Below are 17,920 nucleotides of genomic sequence, written 5' to 3' on the forward strand. Positions count from 1 at the left end.
CGCTCTCCACGGCATCGCCACCTCCCGCAGAACAAAAGCGGAAAGTGTAACCCATGTGTCCGGTACGTTCTGTCACCTATGTCTCGGGCCGCTCAATTGGCGTTCCAGATATGTTCCAGAACGGCGCTGATGCCGCGCAGCCTCGCGAGGGCTTGCCGCGTCGGTCAGAATGACGAGACGCCGCCTTGCCGTCCGCGGGCCAGCGTGTCGGAGGGCGCCTCGTGGAACGTCGCGCGATAAGCCGCGGCAAACTCGCCCATGTGATGGAAGCCCTGCGCGCGCGCACATATGGCGACAGTGGCGCCGCCGCCCTTGAGCAGGCGGGCGCGAGTCGCCCACAGCCGCTTGAGGCGAATGTACTGGTGCAGGCTCATGCCACGCACCTTGCTGACCGCGCCGCCGAGGGTACGGATCGAGACGCCGAACTCACCGGCGAGATCGGCGGTATAGATCGGTACGGTCGGATGGGCTGCGAGGTAATCGTCGATCCGCTCCACGAGCTTGATCGAACGCTCGCCCTGGACCGAGGCGCTCCGATCCGACATCGAATCGATCTGAAACAGATCGTCGAGTGCGAGCAGCAGGCCCTCCTGCAGATGGGCCGCCGCCTCGGTGGTCTCGAACAGGAGCGGCTGCATTGAGGCGGTTCGCAGGATGTCGAGCAGGAGCTGCCTTGTGTGGAGCAGGGCAGGCCGGTTCGCGACATGAGCCCGCAAATCGTCGGCCTGATCGAACCAGCCCCGGTCTCTGAGCTCGGGGGAGAAGATGATCATTGCATGATGATTGGTCTGAGGCTCGACGAAATGGCATTCATCGTTGCCGCGGAGCGTCACGAAGAAGCGCGCGTCGAGATCCGAGCCCTTGAAATTGACCTGGAGGTCGTCTGTCATGGACAGGATCACCATTCCGCCCGGCATCCGATAGGCGGTGTCGGGGATGCGCGCGAACGATCTCATCATGATGATGCGGCACGCCGGCAGGGAGACGACGGCGCGGGCCGCGGCGAAGTTCGGAATGTCGAGCGGAATGCTTCTGGCGTCCTCCATCGTCTCGATCGGCCGAAACGCATCGACGTCGGCAAAGCCGATCAGTTGAAGGGCGGAGGACGGAGCGAGGGCGTCGAACAACATGGGTCTGGCCGGCTGCTGAAATGTGACAATCAAATGAACGTCGATACACCGCCATCAATGGCGAAACATCGCGTTTCAGTAAACCGAATTTCAGGCCGTAGTATTGCGGACGTCATGCCATGACGTCCGTCAGATCAATGCCACCATCAACGTTCCCGGCTCATCGGCTGGCCGGAGGCGAGGTCGATGAAATGCAGCCGTGTGCAGGCGGGACAGGCGAAGGATGCAAAGCTCCGTCTCTCCTGCCTCAGCTGCTTCTCAAGATCCGTCTGTACGTTCATGCCCGTCTGGGGGCATCGGAAAACGATCAAGTCCGCCATCGCCGTAGAATGACGGTGCGGGCCGATTTCATCTTTGATCTGGATCAGTTTTGGAATCGCTCCAGGCCGGCGATGACGGCGCAAGGAATGATCTCGCAAAAGCGAAGGGGCCCCGAGGGCCCCTTCAGTTGTCACCAGCGGCGATAGCGTGGGCCATAATAGCGTGGACCGTAACCGTAATAGCGCGGCCCATAATACCGGGGGCCGTAATACGGCCGGGGCCCGTAATACCCATAGTAGTTCGGACGCCAAAAGCAGCGCCCCCAGGCGTCGCAGACCATGCGGACCTGCTCGATGCCGGAGGCCTGCGGCGTTGCAGGCGCGGGCGCGATGGGCATGGCAGACGCCGCCGGCGATGCCGCCAAAGCACCGAACATGGCGCCGAACAGGGCTGCGGCGACGAGGCCGATCTTGAGATTCATGATGTCTTCCTCCGCTGACGCGATCCAGGATATCGAAGTTGTTCTGATCAAATTGTGGCGGAACCGAAATGTAATGCTGATGAACAAATCTTCAGCCGGTCCGCCGCAGGCCTGACCTCGACCCCGCCAGACTATCCCAGGTTCGCGCGAGTGACCAATGCTGCGGCCCGCGCTGCGATGGCCCCGCAGGACATCGATGCGGTTCTTGATCCTGCGCAATTCGCCGTCGGGGCTTCGTTCGTAGTCTTGTCGCGTGGCCAGCCTTCGACGAATTCGAAGGGCGGGCTCACAGGTTGCTTGGAGCTGTGCAATGGACAAGATGAGATTAGACAAGGGCGGCTGGCTGGTCGTGTGCGATGGGCGCAAGGCGCTCATTCTGGAAAACCTCGGCGACGAGATGTTTCCGAACCTTCACACCAGGGAGGTGCACGAGCAGCCCAATCCCCTGACCAGCGCGCAAGGGAGCGACGCGCCGGGCCGCCTGCATGCCGCTGCCGGCGGCGTGCGCAGCTCGGCCGAGCAGACCGATTGGCACGATGAGGCCGAGCGCGCCTTCCTGCGCAGCCTTGCCGGCCGGCTCGATGCGGCTGTCAGCTCTGGCGAGACCACGGCCCTGACCATGGTAGCCTCACCGCGCGCGCTCGGGATGATCCGCGCCGATTATTCGGATGTCATGCGCAAGGCGCTGCGGGCCGAGGTCGGCAAGGACCTCGTCAAGCTGCCGGTCTACGAGATCGAAAAGCAATTGCTGCTGTCGGGCGCCGCCAAATAGAGGCGCCCGCAGAGGCCGCGCCAGCGCCCCTCAGTAGCAGGGGTGCCGGCGGCGGTCCTGGCCGACATAGGCGGCCGCGCTCTGGTAGCAATGGTTGGTCGACGGGCCGTCGTAAAAGGCGAAAGTGCCGGGGGTGATGCCGGGGCCGTAATTGTGCAGATAGCTGATCGGGTAGGGCAGCGGATTGGCGTAATGGCGGTAGTGCCGGTGATGACCCCGCGCCTCCGCGAGGCCAGGGTCTAGGATTGCGGCCGACAGGGCAGCAACCGCGGCTACAAGCGTCAACTTGCTCATCTCGATTCTCCGGAACCCGCGCGAAGTGGTCAGCCATCTATAGCCACTTCGCACCTCCAGGGCACCCGTCCGGCGCCCGGAAATCGGGGCTCATCCCGCAGATTCCCGGGTGGGTGTGACAGAATTGCCCGACATGCGGCCGAAGGCTGCCCATTTTTGGCCTTTTCGGGATGCTTAACGAATTCCCCACACAAGTATGACCAAAGACTATTCGGTTAAGAATCCTGTTGCCGGCCCAGGGGCTCATTTCGCGGGTCCTGCGAGGCCGGTCCATTCCTGAAGGCTTTCGCCGTCACGCCGCCATGCGCATCACGCTTCTGAGCCTGCTGTTGCTCTCCATCGCCGCCGCCACGCCGGCGCGGGCAGAGCTGCATATCACCCGCGACCACGGCGGCTATGTCGAGGAATACAAGACCAAGTACAAGCGCGTCCGCGAGAAGGGCGAGCGGGTCATCATCGACGGCATCTGCAACTCGGCCTGCACGCTGGTGCTCGGCATCGTGCCGATGAACAAGATCTGCGTGACGCCGCGGGCAAGCCTCGGCTTCCACCAGGCCTATTACGACAAGGCCTTCACCTTCGGCATCAAGGTCACCAGCTCCGAGGGCACGTCCGACCTGATGTCCTACTATCCCGACAAGGTGAAGGACTGGATCCGCCGCAATGGCGGGCTCACCACCGACATGAAGAAGATCAAGAACGGCGTCGAGCTCTGGAAGATCATCGACCCCTGTCCGGAAGAATGGTGAGCGGCTGAGCTGAGCCGCAAACGTCCGTCGCATCGCAGCATCGTCCGCACGAAATTCGCATTGCCGCATAGCCGCCGGTGGGGCAATGAGGGCGGCAATGAATCATAATCAAGAAGCCCTGACCGCCCGCGCCGCGCCGATCCTGTTCGTCCTGCTCTGGAGCACCGGATTCATCGGCACCAAATACGTCGTCAACAATGCCGATCCCTTGACCTATCTCGCCATCCGCATGGCGATCGTGGTCGGTCTGATGGCGATGATCGTGGCGATCGCGCGACCGAAATGGCCTGATCGCACCGGCATCGCGCATAGCGCAGTCGCCGGCATTCTTGTCCACGGCTTCTATCTCGGCGGCACCGCGATCGCGATCGCGCATTCGATCCCGGCCGGGCTCTCCGCGCTGATTCCGGGCCTGCAGCCGATCCTGACCTCGACCATCGCCAACCGCTGGCTCGGCGAGAAGGTGACGCCGGTGCAATGGGCCGGGCTCGTGCTCGGTCTCGGCGGCGTGGTGCTGATCCTGCACAACCGTCCCATGACCGGTGAAGCCGGGCTTGGCTGGCTTGCCTCAGTCGTCTCCCTGATCAGCATCACCCTCGGCACGCTCTATCAGCGCCGCTACTGCAACCAGATCGACTGGCGCGCCGGCAATCTCGTGCAATATGTGTCCGTCACCATCTTCTTCGCGATCGGGGCCTTCCTGTTCGAAGACCGCGTGGTGCACTGGACGCGGGAGTTCGTGCTCGCGCTCGGCTGGCTCGCGGTGGCGCTCTCGATCGGATCGATCGGGCTGTTGTACTGGCTGATCCGCCACGCCGCGGCGACCTCGGTCGCGAGCCTGTTCTATCTGGTGCCCGCCGTGACCGCGCTGATGGCCTATCTGCTGTTCGGAGAGAAGCTCGACGCGCTGGCGATTGCCGGCATGGGGATGTGCGCGGCCGCGGTGTTCGTCGTCAACCGGCGCTTCTAGGCGGATGGAGCGGGCGTCGGAATACATCTCTGACGTGCGTGGCAGGTTCATGTTAGGCTGAACGCATTTCAGCTTCACATTCACACGGTGATTTCCATGAAGAAAGCGAGGCGTGCGCTGCTCGGCAGGTCGTTGAGACCGGTCCGGATTGCCTGCATCAACTACGCGGAGGAGATGATGAGCGACCGGATGATGGCCAAGCTCACAGCCGCGCTCCAGAAATGCTACGACGAGCATTTCCTCCCCGTCTGGGGCTACCCCGTCGATCTCGACGTCACCCACAAGCCGAAGCCGACGGACTGGCAGCTCGTCTATTTTGACGACGCCACCCACAAGAACTTCCTCGGACGGCACGAGCTGACGCATCGGGGGCAGCCGATCTCGAAGATCTTCGTCAAGGCGCTGGGCGACGAGCCCGTCAGCCTGGCGGCATCGCACGAGCTGTTCGAGATGGTGCTGGATCCCATGGCCAATCTGTGGGCCGACAAGACCCGTCACACCCAATATGCCTATGAGGTCTGCGACGCCGTGGAGGAGGACTCTTTTCTCGTCAACGGCTTCCCGATGTCGAACTTCGTCTATCCGTCCTGGTTCGAGCCCTTCGAGCATCCCCGCGGCACAAAATTCGACCATATGGGATCGCTCAAGGCGCCATTCTCGATGACAGAGGGGGGCTACGTCATCAAGAAGGTCAATGGCAGGCGGCTGATCAAGCAATTCGGCTCACCGGAAAAGCGGCGGCGCTTCAAGGCCGAGGACCGCCGCGGTCATCGCAGCGAATTCCGTGATCCGAAGGGAGAGCATCACCCGGGCCGGCGCGCATCCAGGCCGCGGGGGTAGGGTATCCCGGGCTTGTCTCCGGGCGCGCACGCACCCGGAGACCCTGCTCGAGCGCCCCGATCAGCGCTTGGCCTTCCGAGCCTTCTTTTTCGACTTGGTGGCTTTCTTGGCCGTTGTCTTGGCGGTCTTCTTCGCGGCCTTCTTTGCAGTTTTCTTGGCCGCCTTCTTCGACGACTTCTTTGCAGCCTTCTTCGAACTCTTCTTCGAGGCTTTCTTGGCCTTCTTCTTGGAGGCCTTCTTCGGCGCTACTTTCTTCGCGACCTTCTTGGCGGCTTTCCTGACCTTCTTGACGGCGGTGACCGCCGCGTCCTTGGTCGCTTCCACGGCTGTGGTGATCGTCTCCATCGCCTGTTCGGTGATCGGCTTATCGTCGTCCATATCGTCCCCCGCGGTTTGATTGGAGCGATGACGATAGCGGGTTTCGAAATTGTGTCAAAGCAGCGCTCAACCTTTGCGGATCTTTGCGTAGGCGGCGAGCGCACGCTCGCGTCCCTTGGCATGATCGACGAGCGGCTGCGGATAGGTCTTGCCGAGCGTGATGCCCGCGCTCGCGAGCTCGATTGGCGTCGCCTGCCAGGGCCGGTGGATCAGCTTGGTCGGCATGTCCTTCAACTCCGGCACCCAGCGCCGAACGTAGGTTCCATCCGGATCGAACTTCTCGCCCTGGAGCTGCGGATTGAACACGCGGAAATAGGGCGCCGCGTCGGCGCCGCAGCCGGCGACCCATTGCCAGTTGGCGGGATTGCTGCCGGCATCCGCGTCGACCAGCGTGTCCCAGAACCAGGCTTCGCCCTCGCGCCAGTCGATCAAGAGGTGCTTGACCAGGAAGGACGCCACCACCATCCGGACCCGGTTGTGCATCACCCCGGTGTGCCAGAGCTCGCGCAGACCGGCATCGACGATCGGATAGCCGGTGCGGCCGCGCCGCCAGGCGGCGAGCGCCTTGGGATCGCGTTTCCAGGGGAAGCCGTCGAAGTTCGTCTGCAGGTTTTCGGTGGCGAGGTCGGGATGGTCGTGGAGCAGGTGACGGCAGAATTCGCGCCAGCCAAGCTCGCTCAGGAATTTGTCGATGCCGGGCCCGAGCGCCGGATCTTCATCCGCGGCGAAGCGCGCCGCGTGCCAGACCTGGCGCGGGCTGAGTTCGCCGAAGCGCAGATGCGGTGACAGGCTTGAGGTGCCGTCCCGATCCGGCCGATCGCGATCGCCGACATAGCGGCGCGCGGTGTGCTTGAGGAAGTCGCGCAGGCGGGCCCGCGCGGAGGCTTCGCCCGGGGTCCATGTCTCGCGCAGGCCGCCCGCCCAATCCGGGCTGGTCGGCTCGAGCTGCCAGCTTTCAAGCCGATCGCTGGCGATCTTTGGACCAGGGCGCAGCTGCTTCGGCGCAGGCAAGGGCTTGGGTGGATCGCCGAGCGACAGCACGCGCCGCCAGAACGGCGTGAACACGCGCAAGCCCCGGCCCTCCTTGTTGCGGATCGCCGAGGGTGGGACGAGGAGATCGCCGGGGAAGCTTTGCGTGTCGATGCCGAGCTTTGCCAGTGCGGCTTCGAGCTGCCGCTCAACCGCCTGATGCGGCGCCTGCGCAATTCCATTCCAGTAGACGGCGCGGGCACCGCTTTCGCGGGCCAATTCTGCGACGACCTTGGCCGCCGGTCCCCTGCGCAGGATCAGCGATCCGCCGCGCGTGGCAATCTCGGCGCCAAGCGCCCGCAACGACTGCGCCAGCCACCACCGCGCTGCGCTGCCCGGCGGGCGCCCGACAGCGTCGTCGAGCACATAGAGGCAGACCACCGGCGCACCGGTTTTCACGGCAGCATGGAGGGCGGGATGATCGGACAGACGAAGGTCATCGCGAAACCAGACGATGACAGGCGCGCTCGACGTGGTCAGGGGTGTCCTCGTTTACGATTTGGAAACCATGCCGCGCGCGGCGGTGTGAACTGTCGTTAATGCGGCCGTAAGCCGACTGCACCATTATGCAGGAATTACGGGGGTTGTTCCATTCATGTCCAAGATTCTGAAGTTCTTGCCGCAGTTCAAGCTCGGCACGAAGGCCGTTCTATGTGCCGTGCTGCTGATCGGCGTGAACACCGCGCTCGTGGTCGGCGTCGGCTATTGGTCGCTGACATCCGCCTTCAACGATCGCGCCTTGCGCGACATCGAGGTCAACCTGCGCACGCTGGCACTGGCCTTCACCGAGACCGTTCCGGCCACCAAGATCACGATGAAGGATGGCACGGTGGCGCGCGCCGAGATCCCCAAGATGCCCGAGTTCAAGGACCACGCCATCGTCGATCGCGCGGTGTCCTATGTCGGCGGCAATGCGACCCTGTTCGTGTTCGACGATGCGAGCGGGCAGTTCGTGCGACGTTCCACCAACGTGAAAAAGGAAAACGGCGACCGGGCCGTCGGCACCCAGCTTGCCGCCGATCATCCGGGGCAGGCGCCGCTGCGCCGTGGCGAGGCCTATAGGGGCCCGGCCACGCTGTTCGGCAAATCGTTCATGACTGCCTATTTCCCGATCGCGGACGCGGCCGGCAAGGTCGTCGGCATTCTCTATGTCGGCATCCCCATGATCCAGTACGAAAGCATGCTGGCCCAGGCGATCGAGAGCATGGCAGCGGCCGCGGGCCTCGCCGCGCTTCTGGTGCTGGTCCTGACCCTGCTGGTCGTCCGCCGCATCACCCGGCCGCTCACCTCGGTCACGCACTCGCTCACCGCGCTTGCCAACGGCCAGAGCGACGTTGCGATCGAATGCGAGGATCGCGCCGACGAGATCGGCGAGATCGCCCGCACCGTCGCGGTATTCAAGAGCAATTCGCTGGAGCGGGCGCGGATGCGCAGCGAGCAGGCGGCCGCCACGGCTGCGGCGGCCGAGCAGCGCAAATCAGACCTGCGCAGCTTCGTCGAGGAGTTCCGCGGCAGCGTCGGCGGCATCCTCGACAAGGTGCTGGCCTCGTCAGGCGAGTTCGAGCGCGCCGCGCGGCAGCTGACCGACGTCGCGCGCTCCACGGCCGACCTGTCGGCGCAGTCGGCAGGCGCGTCCGAAAACGCCTCCGAGCACGTGCGTTCGGCGGCGTCGGCCTCGGACGAGCTGTCTCAATCGATCTCCGAGATCACCCGCCGCGTGCAGGAATCCAACCAGATTTCCGCCGAGGCGGTGCAGCAGGCCGAGGCGACCGATCAGCGCATCGCGCAACTCTCCGAGGCGGGCGCCCGCATCGGCGACGTCGTCAAGCTGATCACCTCGATCGCCGAACAGACCAATTTGTTGGCGCTGAACGCCACCATCGAGGCCGCGCGCGCGGGCGATGCCGGTCGCGGCTTCGCGGTGGTGGCCCAGGAGGTCAAGACGCTGGCCGGCCAGACCGCCAAGGCGACCGACGAAATCTCGAACCAGATCGCCAGCATGCAGCTTGCGACCGAGGAATCGGTCGCCGCCATCAAGGCAATCGGCCAGACCATCGAGCGCATCAGCGGCATCGCCGGCTCGATCTCGGCGGCGGTCGAGCAGCAAAAAAGCGCGACCCACAATATCGTGGCAAGCGTTCGCGCCGCGGTCTCGGGCACGGCCGACGTCGCCGTCAATGTCCGCCACGCCGCCAAGGGCGCCAGCGAGACCGGCGAGACCTCGAGCCGGATGTTCGCCTCGGCCCAGGCGCTGTCGGGCGAGAGCCTGCATCTGAAGGCCGAGGTCGACGGTTTTCTGGACCGCGTGCGGGCGGCCTGACGCTGGCTGCACCGTCATCCCGGGATGGTCCGAAGGACCAGACCCGGGATCTCGAGATTCTCAGGTGCGCAAGTGCGCACCATAGTTCGGGGCTTCGCACCGCCCCGGAATGACAGTTCGTTGTTACTTCGGCTGCGGCACGATGCGGATGTAGGGCTTCGGCTCCTTCCAGCCCTGCGGGTAGATCGTCTTGGCCTCGTCGTTGGAGACCGAGCCTGCGATGATGACGTCCTCGCCCTGGTTCCAGTCGGCCGGCGTCGCGACGCGATGCTTGGCGGTGAGCTGCAGCGAGTCGATCACGCGCAGGATCTCCTGGAAGTTCCGGCCCGTCGTCATCGGATAGACCAGCACCAGCTTGATCTTCTTGTCCGGCCCGATGATGAAGACGTTGCGGACGGTCTGGTTGTCGGCGGCGGTGCGGGTGAGGGGATCGCCTGAGATCGCGGCCGGCAGCATGCCGTAGAGCTTCGAGACGTTGTAATCGGTGTCGCCGATCATCGGATAGTTCGGGGCCGCGCCTTGCGTCTCCTTGATGTCTTCCGACCATTTGGCATGGCGGTCGACCGGATCGACCGAGAGGCCCATCAGCTTGACGCCGCGCTTGTCGAATTCCGGCTTCAGCTTGGCGAGCGCGCCGAGCTCGGTCGTGCAAACCGGCGTGAAGTCCTTGGGGTGCGAGAACAAGAGCGCCCAGTTGTTGCCGATCCAGTCGTGGAACTTGATCTTCCCTTCGGTGGTCTCGGCTTCGAAGTCGGGTGCGGTGGTGCCGATCGGGAGTGTCATGGTTCTACCTCATCACATTGAATATACTGGAGAATTTGTCTGTGGCCGTTCCCCTCATTATAGGGGTCTTGCAACGCCAAGTGAACGCCAACTGAACCGGTTAAAGTAAAATGTGAATTCCTTCCTTGAAGGGCCGATTTTCTAGCAACTTATTGTTACACCCGCACCTGCGGCGAAACAGCTCCACCCGGGGTCACACGGTCTCGCTCGCCCCGATAATGCCTTTTATGACTTCCATCACGCCCGCCCGGCGCGTCTAGAACCAAAACGGTCCTGACAGCGACCAATTGGCAACCATCTAGAAAAGTCGCGATCCCCGTATCGAATCGTTAACCACCCCTTTACGCCGGCATGAAAATGCTGGCCGATCAGAAGAAATCTGGAAGTGAACTATGTCTGCCGCTGCGCCTAACTCTGCTGAGTCGCCGTCCCTTGAACCGTCCTGCCGCGATACCGCGGCCCATGCACTCTCCATCGTGCGCGACGGCGTGATCACGGGCGAAGGCCCGACCACCAAGGGCCGGGTCCATTTCTCCCGCTCGCTCGATGCCGATGACACCGCCTGGTGCACGCGCATCCTCACCGCCACCGCCGTCAACGACCAGCCGGTCAGCCGCGCTGAGGCCGAGGTCCTGTTCGAGATCAACGAGGCCGCGACTGAACGCACCGATGGCGGCCGCTTCGATGATCTGCTCGCCAAGGCGGTTGCCCACTATGCTGCAAGCGCCTCGGGCCTGAAAGTGCCGCCGCGCAGCGTCGCGCTGTCGGCCGATGCCGAGATCGAGAGCTGGGCCCCGTCCTATGCCTCCAAGGTCAACAGCGAGATGCTGGAGTGGATCGCCGGCCAGATGCGCGGCAAGCGCCACAACAACCGCCGCCTGATGGCGTTGGTGGCGACCTTCCTCGGCGCCACCGCGCTGCCCCTGGCGGGCCAATTGCCGAACGTTTTCGACATCGGCATGTAAGATTTCGCGCCTCTGACGAGGAGCATTTGAACGGCGGGATTATTTCCCCGCCGTTTTTTGTTTGCCGCCGTCCGGCTCGAGGCCGAGCGTGCGGCCCGGGAAGCCGGCGGCGTCGAAATAGCGCTGGCTGCCGACGCGCTGGAAGTTCAGCACGGTGGTCAGGCCGCCCTCCGCGGGCTTGGACTTCATCGTGCCGGCATAAGCCTTCGGTACGGTGCCGTTGGGCATGGCTTCCGACATCACGCGGCCGGCCAGCTCTCCTTTCTGTGTCGCGCTTAGGCCCATCAGCCGGGCGGCCGTCATGCCGACGTCGGCATTGCTGACCGGAAGCTCGTCGACGAAGCCGGCTTTGAAGTCCGGGCCGATCGCCGCCATGAAGTTCATGGTGTCGCCGCGGCTGAAGCTGCCATGCATGCCCTGGCCCTGGCGCAGCACGGTGTCGGCGACCTGCACCGAGCAGTTGGTCGGCGCCTCGCCGCATTCGCTGGCATAGGAGCGGAAGTTGACGACGATCGACGGCGTCGGCGTCGCTGCCTTGCCGCGCAGATTGATGCTCGACAGCGGCAGGGTGCCGGGGAAGCGGCCGAGCGAGTCCTCGACGAACAGGCCGGACACGTAGTCCTGCGCGAGCAGCGCCTTGATGGTTTTGGCCGCCAGCTTCTTGTCCTTGTTCGGGAGATAGACGAGGTCCGAGCCGCCATTGGTGGCGACGACGAGGTCGGGCTTTTCCGGATCCTTGCCGAGCACGCCGTTGCCGGCCTTGGGATGCTTGTTGCCCTCGATCTTCGCGTTCTTGTCGTTGGGATCGAACAGCGGCAGGTCGAGCGCCTTGGCGAGGTCGAGCGCCAGGAAGCCCATCGGCAGGAAATCCTTCGGCGTGTCGTCATAGCTGACCTTGGCCGAGGGGCTGGTCTTGCTTTCCTTGGAGATGGTCGAGAAGCCGTGGTCGGCGGAGACGATGATGTTGGTCGAGGCCGCAAGTCCGAGCTCGTCCAGCGCCTTGCGGAGCTGGGCGAGGTTGGTGTCGGCGTTCTTGATGCCGGCCATCGAGGTCGGACCGTTGATGCCGGGCATGATCTGGTTGAGGCTGTCACCGGTATTGTGCTGGCTGCCATCGGGGTCGCGCGACCAGAACACCAGCACGAACGGCTTGTTGCGCGCCTTGAACATCGGCAGCACCACCTTGGTGGCGACGTCGGCGAAATAGGCCTGCTGCGCGACGTTGGCGACGGTCGTGCCGGGCGTCTTGGCATCGCCCGCCTTGGAATTGTCACCGCGCGGCGGCGTGGTGGTGGGCAGGCCGGCCTTGGTCAGGGCGTCCTTCACCTCGTCCGACAGCGCGACCCCGTTCTTGCCGCCGGTGGCGTCGTCGAACACGACCGAATGCAGGCCGGCCTTCTCGGGCTTGTCGGTGTGGTCGAACTGATAGGTCGGGCCGACCTTGCCGATCGCGGCGGTGCTGAGGCCCTTGTCGCGGGCGAGCTTCAGGATGGTCTCCTCGTTGAGGTAGTCGCCCTTAAAATGCTCGTCGATGTCACCGAGCACGGCGTCGTTCTCGATGAAGGGGACCACGGTGTCGCCGGCCGGGACGGACGTGTAGTTGGTCCAGATCGTATTGGAAAACACCCCGGTATCGCCGAGATAGTGACCGGTCGACATCGCCGAGCCGTTGGCCATGGTGAAGGTCGGGAATAGCGAGTGCGGATTCTTGAAGTTGACGCCCTTGTCGCGGATTTCGGCCATGGCGGGCGCCGTGTCGGGATTGACCTTCAGCGCGCGCAGACCGTCCGGAATGAACAGGATCAGATTGCGGGGCGTGTTGTTCTGGGCAGACGCAAATCCGGTGGATAGCACTGTCAGTCCGGCGGACAGCAACACCAGTGAACGGCGCATCGAAATCTCCCTGCGAGGCGGCTCGGCCGCAACCCGCGGCCCCCGGTTCGTTTAGTTTCGCTGCGTGACGGTTTTGTTACAAGGCCCGTCGCCGATGCAAGAGGGGTTGGGGGAGGGACTTGTCAGTCTCGTGTCCCGGACGCGCTGCAGCGTTCTTACGCTGCTGCGCAGAGCCGGGACCCAGAGGGCCGCGCGGTTCGCAGCCACATGGGCCCCGGCTCTGCAGCGCACCGCCGAAGTGGCGCTGCGCAGCGTCCGGGGCACGAGAGCGGAGTTTGGCGCAGAGCTGCATCAACATCGTCATTGCGAGCGGCTTGTCCGCCGGAGCGCGAAGTCAAGCCATCCACAATCTCTCCCCACTGACAGTATCCATCCCGTCATCCTGAGGTGCGAGGCGTGCGATGCGAGCGCATCGCATGCGGAGCCTCGAAGGATAAACGGCCGAGCTGGTGCAGCCGGGCCGTCGCCCTTCGAGGCTTGCACTGCGTCGCTGCCGCGCCGCAGTGCGCGCACCTCAGGGTGACGGTGATGGATAGAGCTTGTGGCAGCATTCCTTATTCGCTTTCGACATGCAGACAGCGCGGCGCAGCTTCGCATCCTCGCGGCGCATCTCGCCCGAGCTTTGCTCGTCGCCTCACCCTCTCATGAAAGAGGGCGCAGGGAAGGCCGGGAGCCGGTTGGCTCCCATCGACCGCCATGCGAAGAGCAGATTGCGTGTGCTTCATGCATAGCGGATAACAGGGCAACCGGAGCATCCCGGCCTTCCCTGCGCAGTGGCTTTACGGCTTATGTCGTGCTCTCCCCGGGGAGCGTTGCACTATTGCCCCCGTCGCCTTGTAGATGACTGATGCGCGTGCCCGGTTGGACCGCCACATCACCGCAAGACTTGACGCACAGACCCCGGGCGTCAGGACCACACGATTTTGCCGTACGCGGATCACACCGGTCGTGTGCGCGACGGTCTTGCTCACGGTTGCCCGCCCTGCAAAACCCTCAGCGCCGATGTGACCCACGTCCACCGCAACCCGGCCCGCGTTCGTGACGATCGCGATACGCCCCTCTTCGTTGGGCCGGGATGCCGCGACACATACGCGATTTCCGAATTTCGGTAAAGTGGAATATTTTTGGCAGCGCGCGTTGACCCAGAGCTCGGGTGTTTTGCCCGTCGGGCAACGCAAGGGATTGTGGCCGGGACGTTCAATCCGTCGCGGTCTGCACCCTTGGTGCAGGGGCTTGCGCGGGCTTTGTCGCCGTCGGAGGGCGGTCGACCCTGCCAAGATCGCGGCGTAGCGAGGATGGCGCTGCGTGCAGGGTAAACACGATCGCGATCTGCGTTCGGTTCGAAAGCCGGTATTTGCGCATGATGTTACCGATATGCGCCCGCACCGTATTCTCTGAGATCTTGAGCTCGTAGGCGATATTCTTGTTCTGCATCCCCCGTGCGATCAACATCATCAGCTCGCGCTCGCGCGGCGTCGGTGTAATCGAGTCCTGCGGATCTCGGCTCATGGCTGGTTGCTCCCTGGACTGCGGGTTGATGTGGCCACTCCCAGCATGTTGTCACTCCGTCTTGAGCGCCTCGATCGGGCTGAGCTTGGACGCCTTGTGCGCGGGATAAAAACCGAAGATGAGGCCGGTCGCGATCGAGAAGGCGAGGGCAAGGCCGATCGCCTGCCCGTCGATCGAGGTGACCCATCCTGCCATGCGGGCGACCGTCATCGAGAGCGTGACGCCGCCGGCGACGCCGATGGCTCCGCCGAGCAGGCAGAGCACGAGCGCCTCGCAGAGGAACTGCAGACGGATGTCGCGCATCCGCCCGCCCAGCGCGCGGCGGATGCCGATCTCCCGCGTGCGCTCGGTGACGGACACGATCATGACATTCATGATGCTGATACCGCCGACGAGCAGCGAGACCGAGGCGATGGCGACGAGCAGGAGCGCGACGGTGCGGATCGCACCCTGCTGCGCTTCCATGGCGGCGGCCGGATCCTGGACCTTGAAATCGTCTTCCTGGCCGGCGGGGACACGGTGGCGCTGCCGCAGCAGGTTCTCGATCTCCGATCGCGCCCCCGCCATCTGTCCGTCACCGGCCACCTTGGCGATGATGTAGGCGACCGAATCCCGGTTGATGTTGCTGGCACTGCCGAGAAAGCGCAGCTTGGCGGTGGCGAGCGGCACGAAGGCGACGTCGTCCTGTGCGGGTCCCTTGCGATCGAGAACGCCGACCACCTCTAACGGAACCTTCATGATCCGGATCTGTGCGCCGATAGGATCATCGCCCGGCGCGAACAGCTCGCGCGCGACCGTGCTGCCGAGGATTACGACCTTGCCTGCTCCGGCCTCCTCGGTGCCGGAAAAATAGCGGCCGGTCGCGAGTTGCCAGTCGCGCACCATGAAGTGCCCCGTCGTCGTGCCGTTGATCGTCGTATTCCAGTTCTTGCCCTCGTGGATGACTTGCGCCGTTCCGGCAATCGAGCCGGCCGCGGCCTGGACTTCCGGAATCTGCTCGAGGATGGCCTGCACGTCACTCTCCGTCATCGTCAGCTTGCTGCCGTCCTTGAGGCGCACGCCGCCCTGGTAGACCGCGCCGGGGGTGATCATCAGCACGTTGGCGCCGATCGAGCGGATCTGTTCCTGCAGGCGCAGCTGCGCGCCGGAACCGATCGCAAACACCGTCACGATGGAGGCGACGCCGATCACGATGCCGAGCATGGTCAGGAAGCTGCGCAGCGGATTGAGCCTGAGGGCGTGCAGGGCGATCTGGAATCCCTGGAGCATCGTCATGGCGCAGCGCTCCGTTTCGGCAGGGCCGGCGCCGGCGTCTCGTCAGCGACGAGCTCGCCGTCATGCAAGTGGATCGTGCGGCGGCACTGCGCCGCGATGCCGGGATCGTGCGTGATCATCACGATGGTCTGGCCGGTCCGGTTGAGCGCGGCGAACAGCGCCAGGATCTCGGCGCCGGTGCGGCTGTCGAGCGCGCCGGTCGGCTCGTCCGCAAGCACGATCAGCGGGGAGGCGATCAGGGCGCGCGCGATCGCGACGCGCTGCTGCTCGCCGCCGGAGAGCTGCCGCGGAAAATGATGGGCCCGGTGCAGCATGCCGACGGCCTGAAGGCTCGCTTCCGCGCGCGCCAGGCGTTCCCTGCGGCCGACGCCGCAATAGACCAGCGGCAGCGCGACGTTCTCGATCGCATCGTGACGCGCGAGCAGATTGTAGGACTGGAACACGAAGCCGATGCTGCGGGCGCGCAAGGACGACCGGCGATCTTCCGAGAGATCGGCGACATCGGCCCCTTCGAGATAGACCGCGCCCTCGCTCGGCAGGTCGAGCAGCCCGATCATGTTCATCAGCGTCGACTTGCCGGAGCCGGACGGACCCATCACGGCGACGATCTCGCCTTGCGCGATGTCGAAGCTGACGTTGCGGACGGCGGTGACCGCCACGCCGTCGGTGCGATAGGTCCTGCCGACCGACTGGAGGCTGATGAGCGGCGGGGAGGCGGTCATGATCCGAACCTGATTCCGAGAAATTCCATGCCCGCGGGTCGGATGGCCTGGCCGACGGCAACCTGGCTGCCCTCGTCGAGATCTCCGCTCTTGAGGGCGACTTGTTCGGTGCCGGCCGCGCCGACCGTCACCGCGATGCGCTGGAGCGAGCCGCTCGCGGTGCGCACCCACACCCCGCTGCGTGCAGCAGGATCCTGCCGCGTGCCGGAGGGCTGGAAGCGCAGTGCGGCGAGCGGCACTTTCAGAACGTCGTCCTGCCGCTCGATCACGATCTTCACCAGGGCCGTCATTCCCGGGAGCAGCGCGCCGTCGAGATTGGAGGTTGCCAGGACCACGGTGTAGGTGACGACGTGCTGCTGGGTCTGCGGCGCCTTGCGCACCTGCCGCACCACCGCCTCGAAGCGGCGGTCGGGGTAGGCATCCACGGTGAAATGCGCGCGCTGGCCGGGCGCAATGCGGCCGATATCGGCTTCGTCGACCTGCGCGTGAATCTCCATGTCCTCGAGGCGGTGGGCGACCACGAAGGTGGTGCGCGATTCCAGTCCGACCGCGAGCGTCTGGCCCTCGTTGACGAACCTGCCGACGACGACGCCGTCGATCGGCGAGCGGATCACGGTGCGGTCGAGATCGGCCTGGGCCGCGGCGAGAACGGCCGCTTTCTCCGGCACTGCCATGCGGGCCTGTTGCAGCTCCGCCTCGATCCGGCGGACGTCGGCCTGTGCCCCCTCAACCGAATAGGAGTTGAGGGACATCAGGACCTCGGCCTCGCGCTCCTGGGCGAGGCGTGCGGTGAACTCGGTCTGCGCATCGTCGACCGCCGTCGTCGCCACCACGTTTTGCGATTGCAGCGCCAGTTTCCGTTGCAAGGTCTTCTGCGCCGAGGACTTCACCGCCTGCGCGCTTTCGAGCTTGGCGACGAGCACATCCCGGCTGCCCCTCGCGTTTTGCAGATCGATCCGAGCGCGATCGAGCTTGGCTCGGGCGATGTCGACCAGCGAATTGGAGACGGCAAGGGCGGCCCTGGCTTCGTCGACCTTGGCCGCAAAGCTGCGCGGATCGATCAAGGCGAGCGGCTGATCCTTGCTGACGGTGTCGTTGAAATCGACATAGACCCGGGCGAGCTGCCCGGACAGCTGGGAACCGACCTCAATCGTCTTCACCGGCTGCAGGGCACCAGTGACCGTGACGGTCTGCTCGATGCTGCCGCGCTGAATCGAGGCGTAGCGGAACACGGGCGACTCGGACCCGAATGTCGGCGCTTCGCGTCCTGTGGGGACGAGCAGGCGCCTGGTCGAGTCCAAAGCGTGCGCCGCCGTGTCTGCCGCGCTCCCGGCGCCGGCGATGGCGGCTGGCCCTGCGGCGTAGATCGCAGCGAGGCCGCATGCAGTTCCGAGCAAGGCAATTGCTGGCACAAATCGCATATCAAAACCCGCCTGGTTGAAATGGCTTCGTTGCGGGAAAAAATGGTAAGCTCGCTATGGTTGTAAATTATCTAAGGTAGTATCGATCGTCAGTATGTCGTTCTCGTCGGGGCGACGGTTGGGTGCGC

17 protein-coding genes are annotated in these 17,920 nt (G+C 64.5%); 6 read left to right on the forward strand and 11 right to left on the reverse strand.

From position 1 onward, the window contains the following. Nucleotides 1–164: 164 nt before the first annotated feature. A complete protein-coding gene (locus tag GGD67_RS32165) occupies nucleotides 165–1,130 on the reverse strand; it encodes an AraC family transcriptional regulator (protein WP_179738457.1) in 966 nt (321 codons plus the stop codon). Nucleotides 1,131–1,581: 451 nt separating this feature from the next. After that, entirely contained in the window at nucleotides 1,582–1,872 is a 291-nt protein-coding gene (locus tag GGD67_RS32170; protein WP_092260146.1) for a hypothetical protein, read from the reverse strand. Nucleotides 1,873–2,182: 310 nt separating this feature from the next. Between GGD67_RS32170 and GGD67_RS32175 the strand changes: the two genes are divergently transcribed. Further along, entirely contained in the window at nucleotides 2,183–2,644 is a 462-nt protein-coding gene (locus tag GGD67_RS32175) for a host attachment protein (protein WP_026202722.1), read from the forward strand. A 30-nt stretch (nucleotides 2,645–2,674) separates the two neighbouring features. Here the strand turns inward: GGD67_RS32175 and GGD67_RS32180 are convergent, their stop codons facing one another. After that, nucleotides 2,675–2,938: a hypothetical protein gene (locus GGD67_RS32180; RefSeq protein ID WP_179738459.1), complete on the reverse strand. Its 264-nt coding sequence runs from the start codon at nucleotides 2,936–2,938 to the stop codon at nucleotides 2,675–2,677. A gap of 302 nt (nucleotides 2,939–3,240) precedes the next feature. Here GGD67_RS32180 and GGD67_RS32185 point away from each other — a divergent pair, with 302 nt between their 5' ends. From GGD67_RS32185 to GGD67_RS32195, 3 genes are all read left to right on the forward strand, one after another. Beyond that, a complete protein-coding gene (locus GGD67_RS32185; RefSeq protein WP_018322327.1) occupies nucleotides 3,241–3,687 on the forward strand; it encodes a hypothetical protein in 447 nt (148 codons plus the stop codon). Nucleotides 3,688–3,784: 97 nt separating this feature from the next. Further along, on the forward strand, nucleotides 3,785–4,657 hold the full coding sequence (locus tag GGD67_RS32190; RefSeq protein WP_092260142.1) for a DMT family transporter: 873 nt from the start codon (nucleotides 3,785–3,787) through the stop codon (nucleotides 4,655–4,657). 96 nt (nucleotides 4,658–4,753) lie between these two features. Further along, nucleotides 4,754–5,497 carry a hypothetical protein gene (locus GGD67_RS32195; protein ID WP_179738461.1) on the forward strand — a complete coding sequence of 248 codons (744 nt, stop codon included), beginning with the start codon at nucleotides 4,754–4,756 and terminating at the stop codon, nucleotides 5,495–5,497. Between the two features lie 60 nt (nucleotides 5,498–5,557). Here GGD67_RS32195 and GGD67_RS32200 read toward each other — a convergent pair whose 3' ends face one another. After that, nucleotides 5,558–5,875: a histone gene (locus GGD67_RS32200; RefSeq protein ID WP_092260138.1), complete on the reverse strand. Its 318-nt coding sequence runs from the start codon at nucleotides 5,873–5,875 to the stop codon at nucleotides 5,558–5,560. A 66-nt stretch (nucleotides 5,876–5,941) separates the two neighbouring features. Beyond that, nucleotides 5,942–7,333 (reverse strand): cryptochrome/photolyase family protein, encoded by a 1,392-nt coding sequence (locus GGD67_RS32205; RefSeq protein WP_246784559.1) that lies wholly within the window; start codon nucleotides 7,331–7,333, stop codon nucleotides 5,942–5,944. Between the two features lie 166 nt (nucleotides 7,334–7,499). Between GGD67_RS32205 and GGD67_RS32210 the strand changes: the two genes are divergently transcribed. After that, on the forward strand, nucleotides 7,500–9,224 hold the full coding sequence (locus GGD67_RS32210) for a methyl-accepting chemotaxis protein (RefSeq protein ID WP_179738463.1): 1,725 nt from the start codon (nucleotides 7,500–7,502) through the stop codon (nucleotides 9,222–9,224). A gap of 123 nt (nucleotides 9,225–9,347) precedes the next feature. Here GGD67_RS32210 and GGD67_RS32215 read toward each other — a convergent pair whose 3' ends face one another. Beyond that, nucleotides 9,348–10,007, reverse strand: coding sequence for a peroxiredoxin (locus GGD67_RS32215; protein ID WP_018322333.1), 660 nt, complete (start codon nucleotides 10,005–10,007; stop codon nucleotides 9,348–9,350). A gap of 392 nt (nucleotides 10,008–10,399) precedes the next feature. Between GGD67_RS32215 and GGD67_RS32220 the strand changes: the two genes are divergently transcribed. Further along, nucleotides 10,400–10,972 carry a hypothetical protein gene (locus tag GGD67_RS32220; protein ID WP_018322334.1) on the forward strand — a complete coding sequence of 191 codons (573 nt, stop codon included), beginning with the start codon at nucleotides 10,400–10,402 and terminating at the stop codon, nucleotides 10,970–10,972. 39 nt (nucleotides 10,973–11,011) lie between these two features. Here GGD67_RS32220 and GGD67_RS32225 read toward each other — a convergent pair whose 3' ends face one another. The 5 genes from GGD67_RS32225 to GGD67_RS32245 form a co-directional block, all read right to left on the reverse strand. Next, a complete protein-coding gene (locus tag GGD67_RS32225; protein WP_018322335.1) occupies nucleotides 11,012–12,865 on the reverse strand; it encodes an alkaline phosphatase family protein in 1,854 nt (617 codons plus the stop codon). 1,197 nt (nucleotides 12,866–14,062) lie between these two features. Continuing rightward, a complete protein-coding gene (locus GGD67_RS32230) occupies nucleotides 14,063–14,374 on the reverse strand; it encodes a response regulator transcription factor (RefSeq protein ID WP_018320680.1) in 312 nt (103 codons plus the stop codon). Between the two features lie 51 nt (nucleotides 14,375–14,425). Continuing rightward, a complete protein-coding gene (locus GGD67_RS32235; RefSeq protein ID WP_018320679.1) occupies nucleotides 14,426–15,649 on the reverse strand; it encodes an ABC transporter permease in 1,224 nt (407 codons plus the stop codon). Then, nucleotides 15,646–16,371 (reverse strand): ABC transporter ATP-binding protein, encoded by a 726-nt coding sequence (locus GGD67_RS32240; RefSeq protein ID WP_028140949.1) that lies wholly within the window; start codon nucleotides 16,369–16,371, stop codon nucleotides 15,646–15,648. The genes GGD67_RS32235 and GGD67_RS32240 overlap by 4 nt, the downstream gene beginning before the upstream one ends. Then, on the reverse strand, nucleotides 16,368–17,792 hold the full coding sequence (locus GGD67_RS32245) for an efflux RND transporter periplasmic adaptor subunit (protein WP_179738465.1): 1,425 nt from the start codon (nucleotides 17,790–17,792) through the stop codon (nucleotides 16,368–16,370). The genes GGD67_RS32240 and GGD67_RS32245 overlap by 4 nt, the downstream gene beginning before the upstream one ends. Between the last annotated feature and the right edge of the window lie 128 nt (nucleotides 17,793–17,920).

It is taken from the genome of Bradyrhizobium sp. IAR9 (genome assembly GCF_013408065.1).
In the GTDB taxonomy this organism is placed as follows: domain Bacteria; phylum Pseudomonadota; class Alphaproteobacteria; order Rhizobiales; family Xanthobacteraceae; genus Bradyrhizobium.

Bases quoted from the DNA above. Each gene is read 5' to 3' on its own strand.
- GGD67_RS32165 (WP_179738457.1), bottom strand. From the start codon at position 1,130: ATGTTGTTCGACGCCCTCGCTCCGTCCTCCGCCCTTCAACTGATCGGC.
- GGD67_RS32170 (WP_092260146.1), bottom strand. From the start codon at position 1,872: ATGAATCTCAAGATCGGCCTCGTCGCCGCAGCCCTGTTCGGCGCCATG.
- GGD67_RS32175 (WP_026202722.1), top strand. From the start codon at position 2,183: ATGGACAAGATGAGATTAGACAAGGGCGGCTGGCTGGTCGTGTGCGAT.
- GGD67_RS32180 (WP_179738459.1), bottom strand. From the start codon at position 2,938: ATGAGCAAGTTGACGCTTGTAGCCGCGGTTGCTGCCCTGTCGGCCGCA.
- GGD67_RS32185 (WP_018322327.1), top strand. From the start codon at position 3,241: ATGCGCATCACGCTTCTGAGCCTGCTGTTGCTCTCCATCGCCGCCGCC.
- GGD67_RS32190 (WP_092260142.1), top strand. From the start codon at position 3,785: ATGAATCATAATCAAGAAGCCCTGACCGCCCGCGCCGCGCCGATCCTG.
- GGD67_RS32195 (WP_179738461.1), top strand. From the start codon at position 4,754: ATGAAGAAAGCGAGGCGTGCGCTGCTCGGCAGGTCGTTGAGACCGGTC.
- GGD67_RS32200 (WP_092260138.1), bottom strand. From the start codon at position 5,875: ATGGACGACGATAAGCCGATCACCGAACAGGCGATGGAGACGATCACC.
- GGD67_RS32210 (WP_179738463.1), top strand. From the start codon at position 7,500: ATGTCCAAGATTCTGAAGTTCTTGCCGCAGTTCAAGCTCGGCACGAAG.
- GGD67_RS32215 (WP_018322333.1), bottom strand. From the start codon at position 10,007: ATGACACTCCCGATCGGCACCACCGCACCCGACTTCGAAGCCGAGACC.
- GGD67_RS32220 (WP_018322334.1), top strand. From the start codon at position 10,400: ATGTCTGCCGCTGCGCCTAACTCTGCTGAGTCGCCGTCCCTTGAACCG.
- GGD67_RS32225 (WP_018322335.1), bottom strand. From the start codon at position 12,865: ATGCGCCGTTCACTGGTGTTGCTGTCCGCCGGACTGACAGTGCTATCC.
- GGD67_RS32230 (WP_018320680.1), bottom strand. From the start codon at position 14,374: ATGAGCCGAGATCCGCAGGACTCGATTACACCGACGCCGCGCGAGCGC.
- GGD67_RS32235 (WP_018320679.1), bottom strand. From the start codon at position 15,649: ATGACGATGCTCCAGGGATTCCAGATCGCCCTGCACGCCCTCAGGCTC.
- GGD67_RS32240 (WP_028140949.1), bottom strand. From the start codon at position 16,371: ATGACCGCCTCCCCGCCGCTCATCAGCCTCCAGTCGGTCGGCAGGACC.
- GGD67_RS32245 (WP_179738465.1), bottom strand. From the start codon at position 17,792: ATGCGATTTGTGCCAGCAATTGCCTTGCTCGGAACTGCATGCGGCCTC.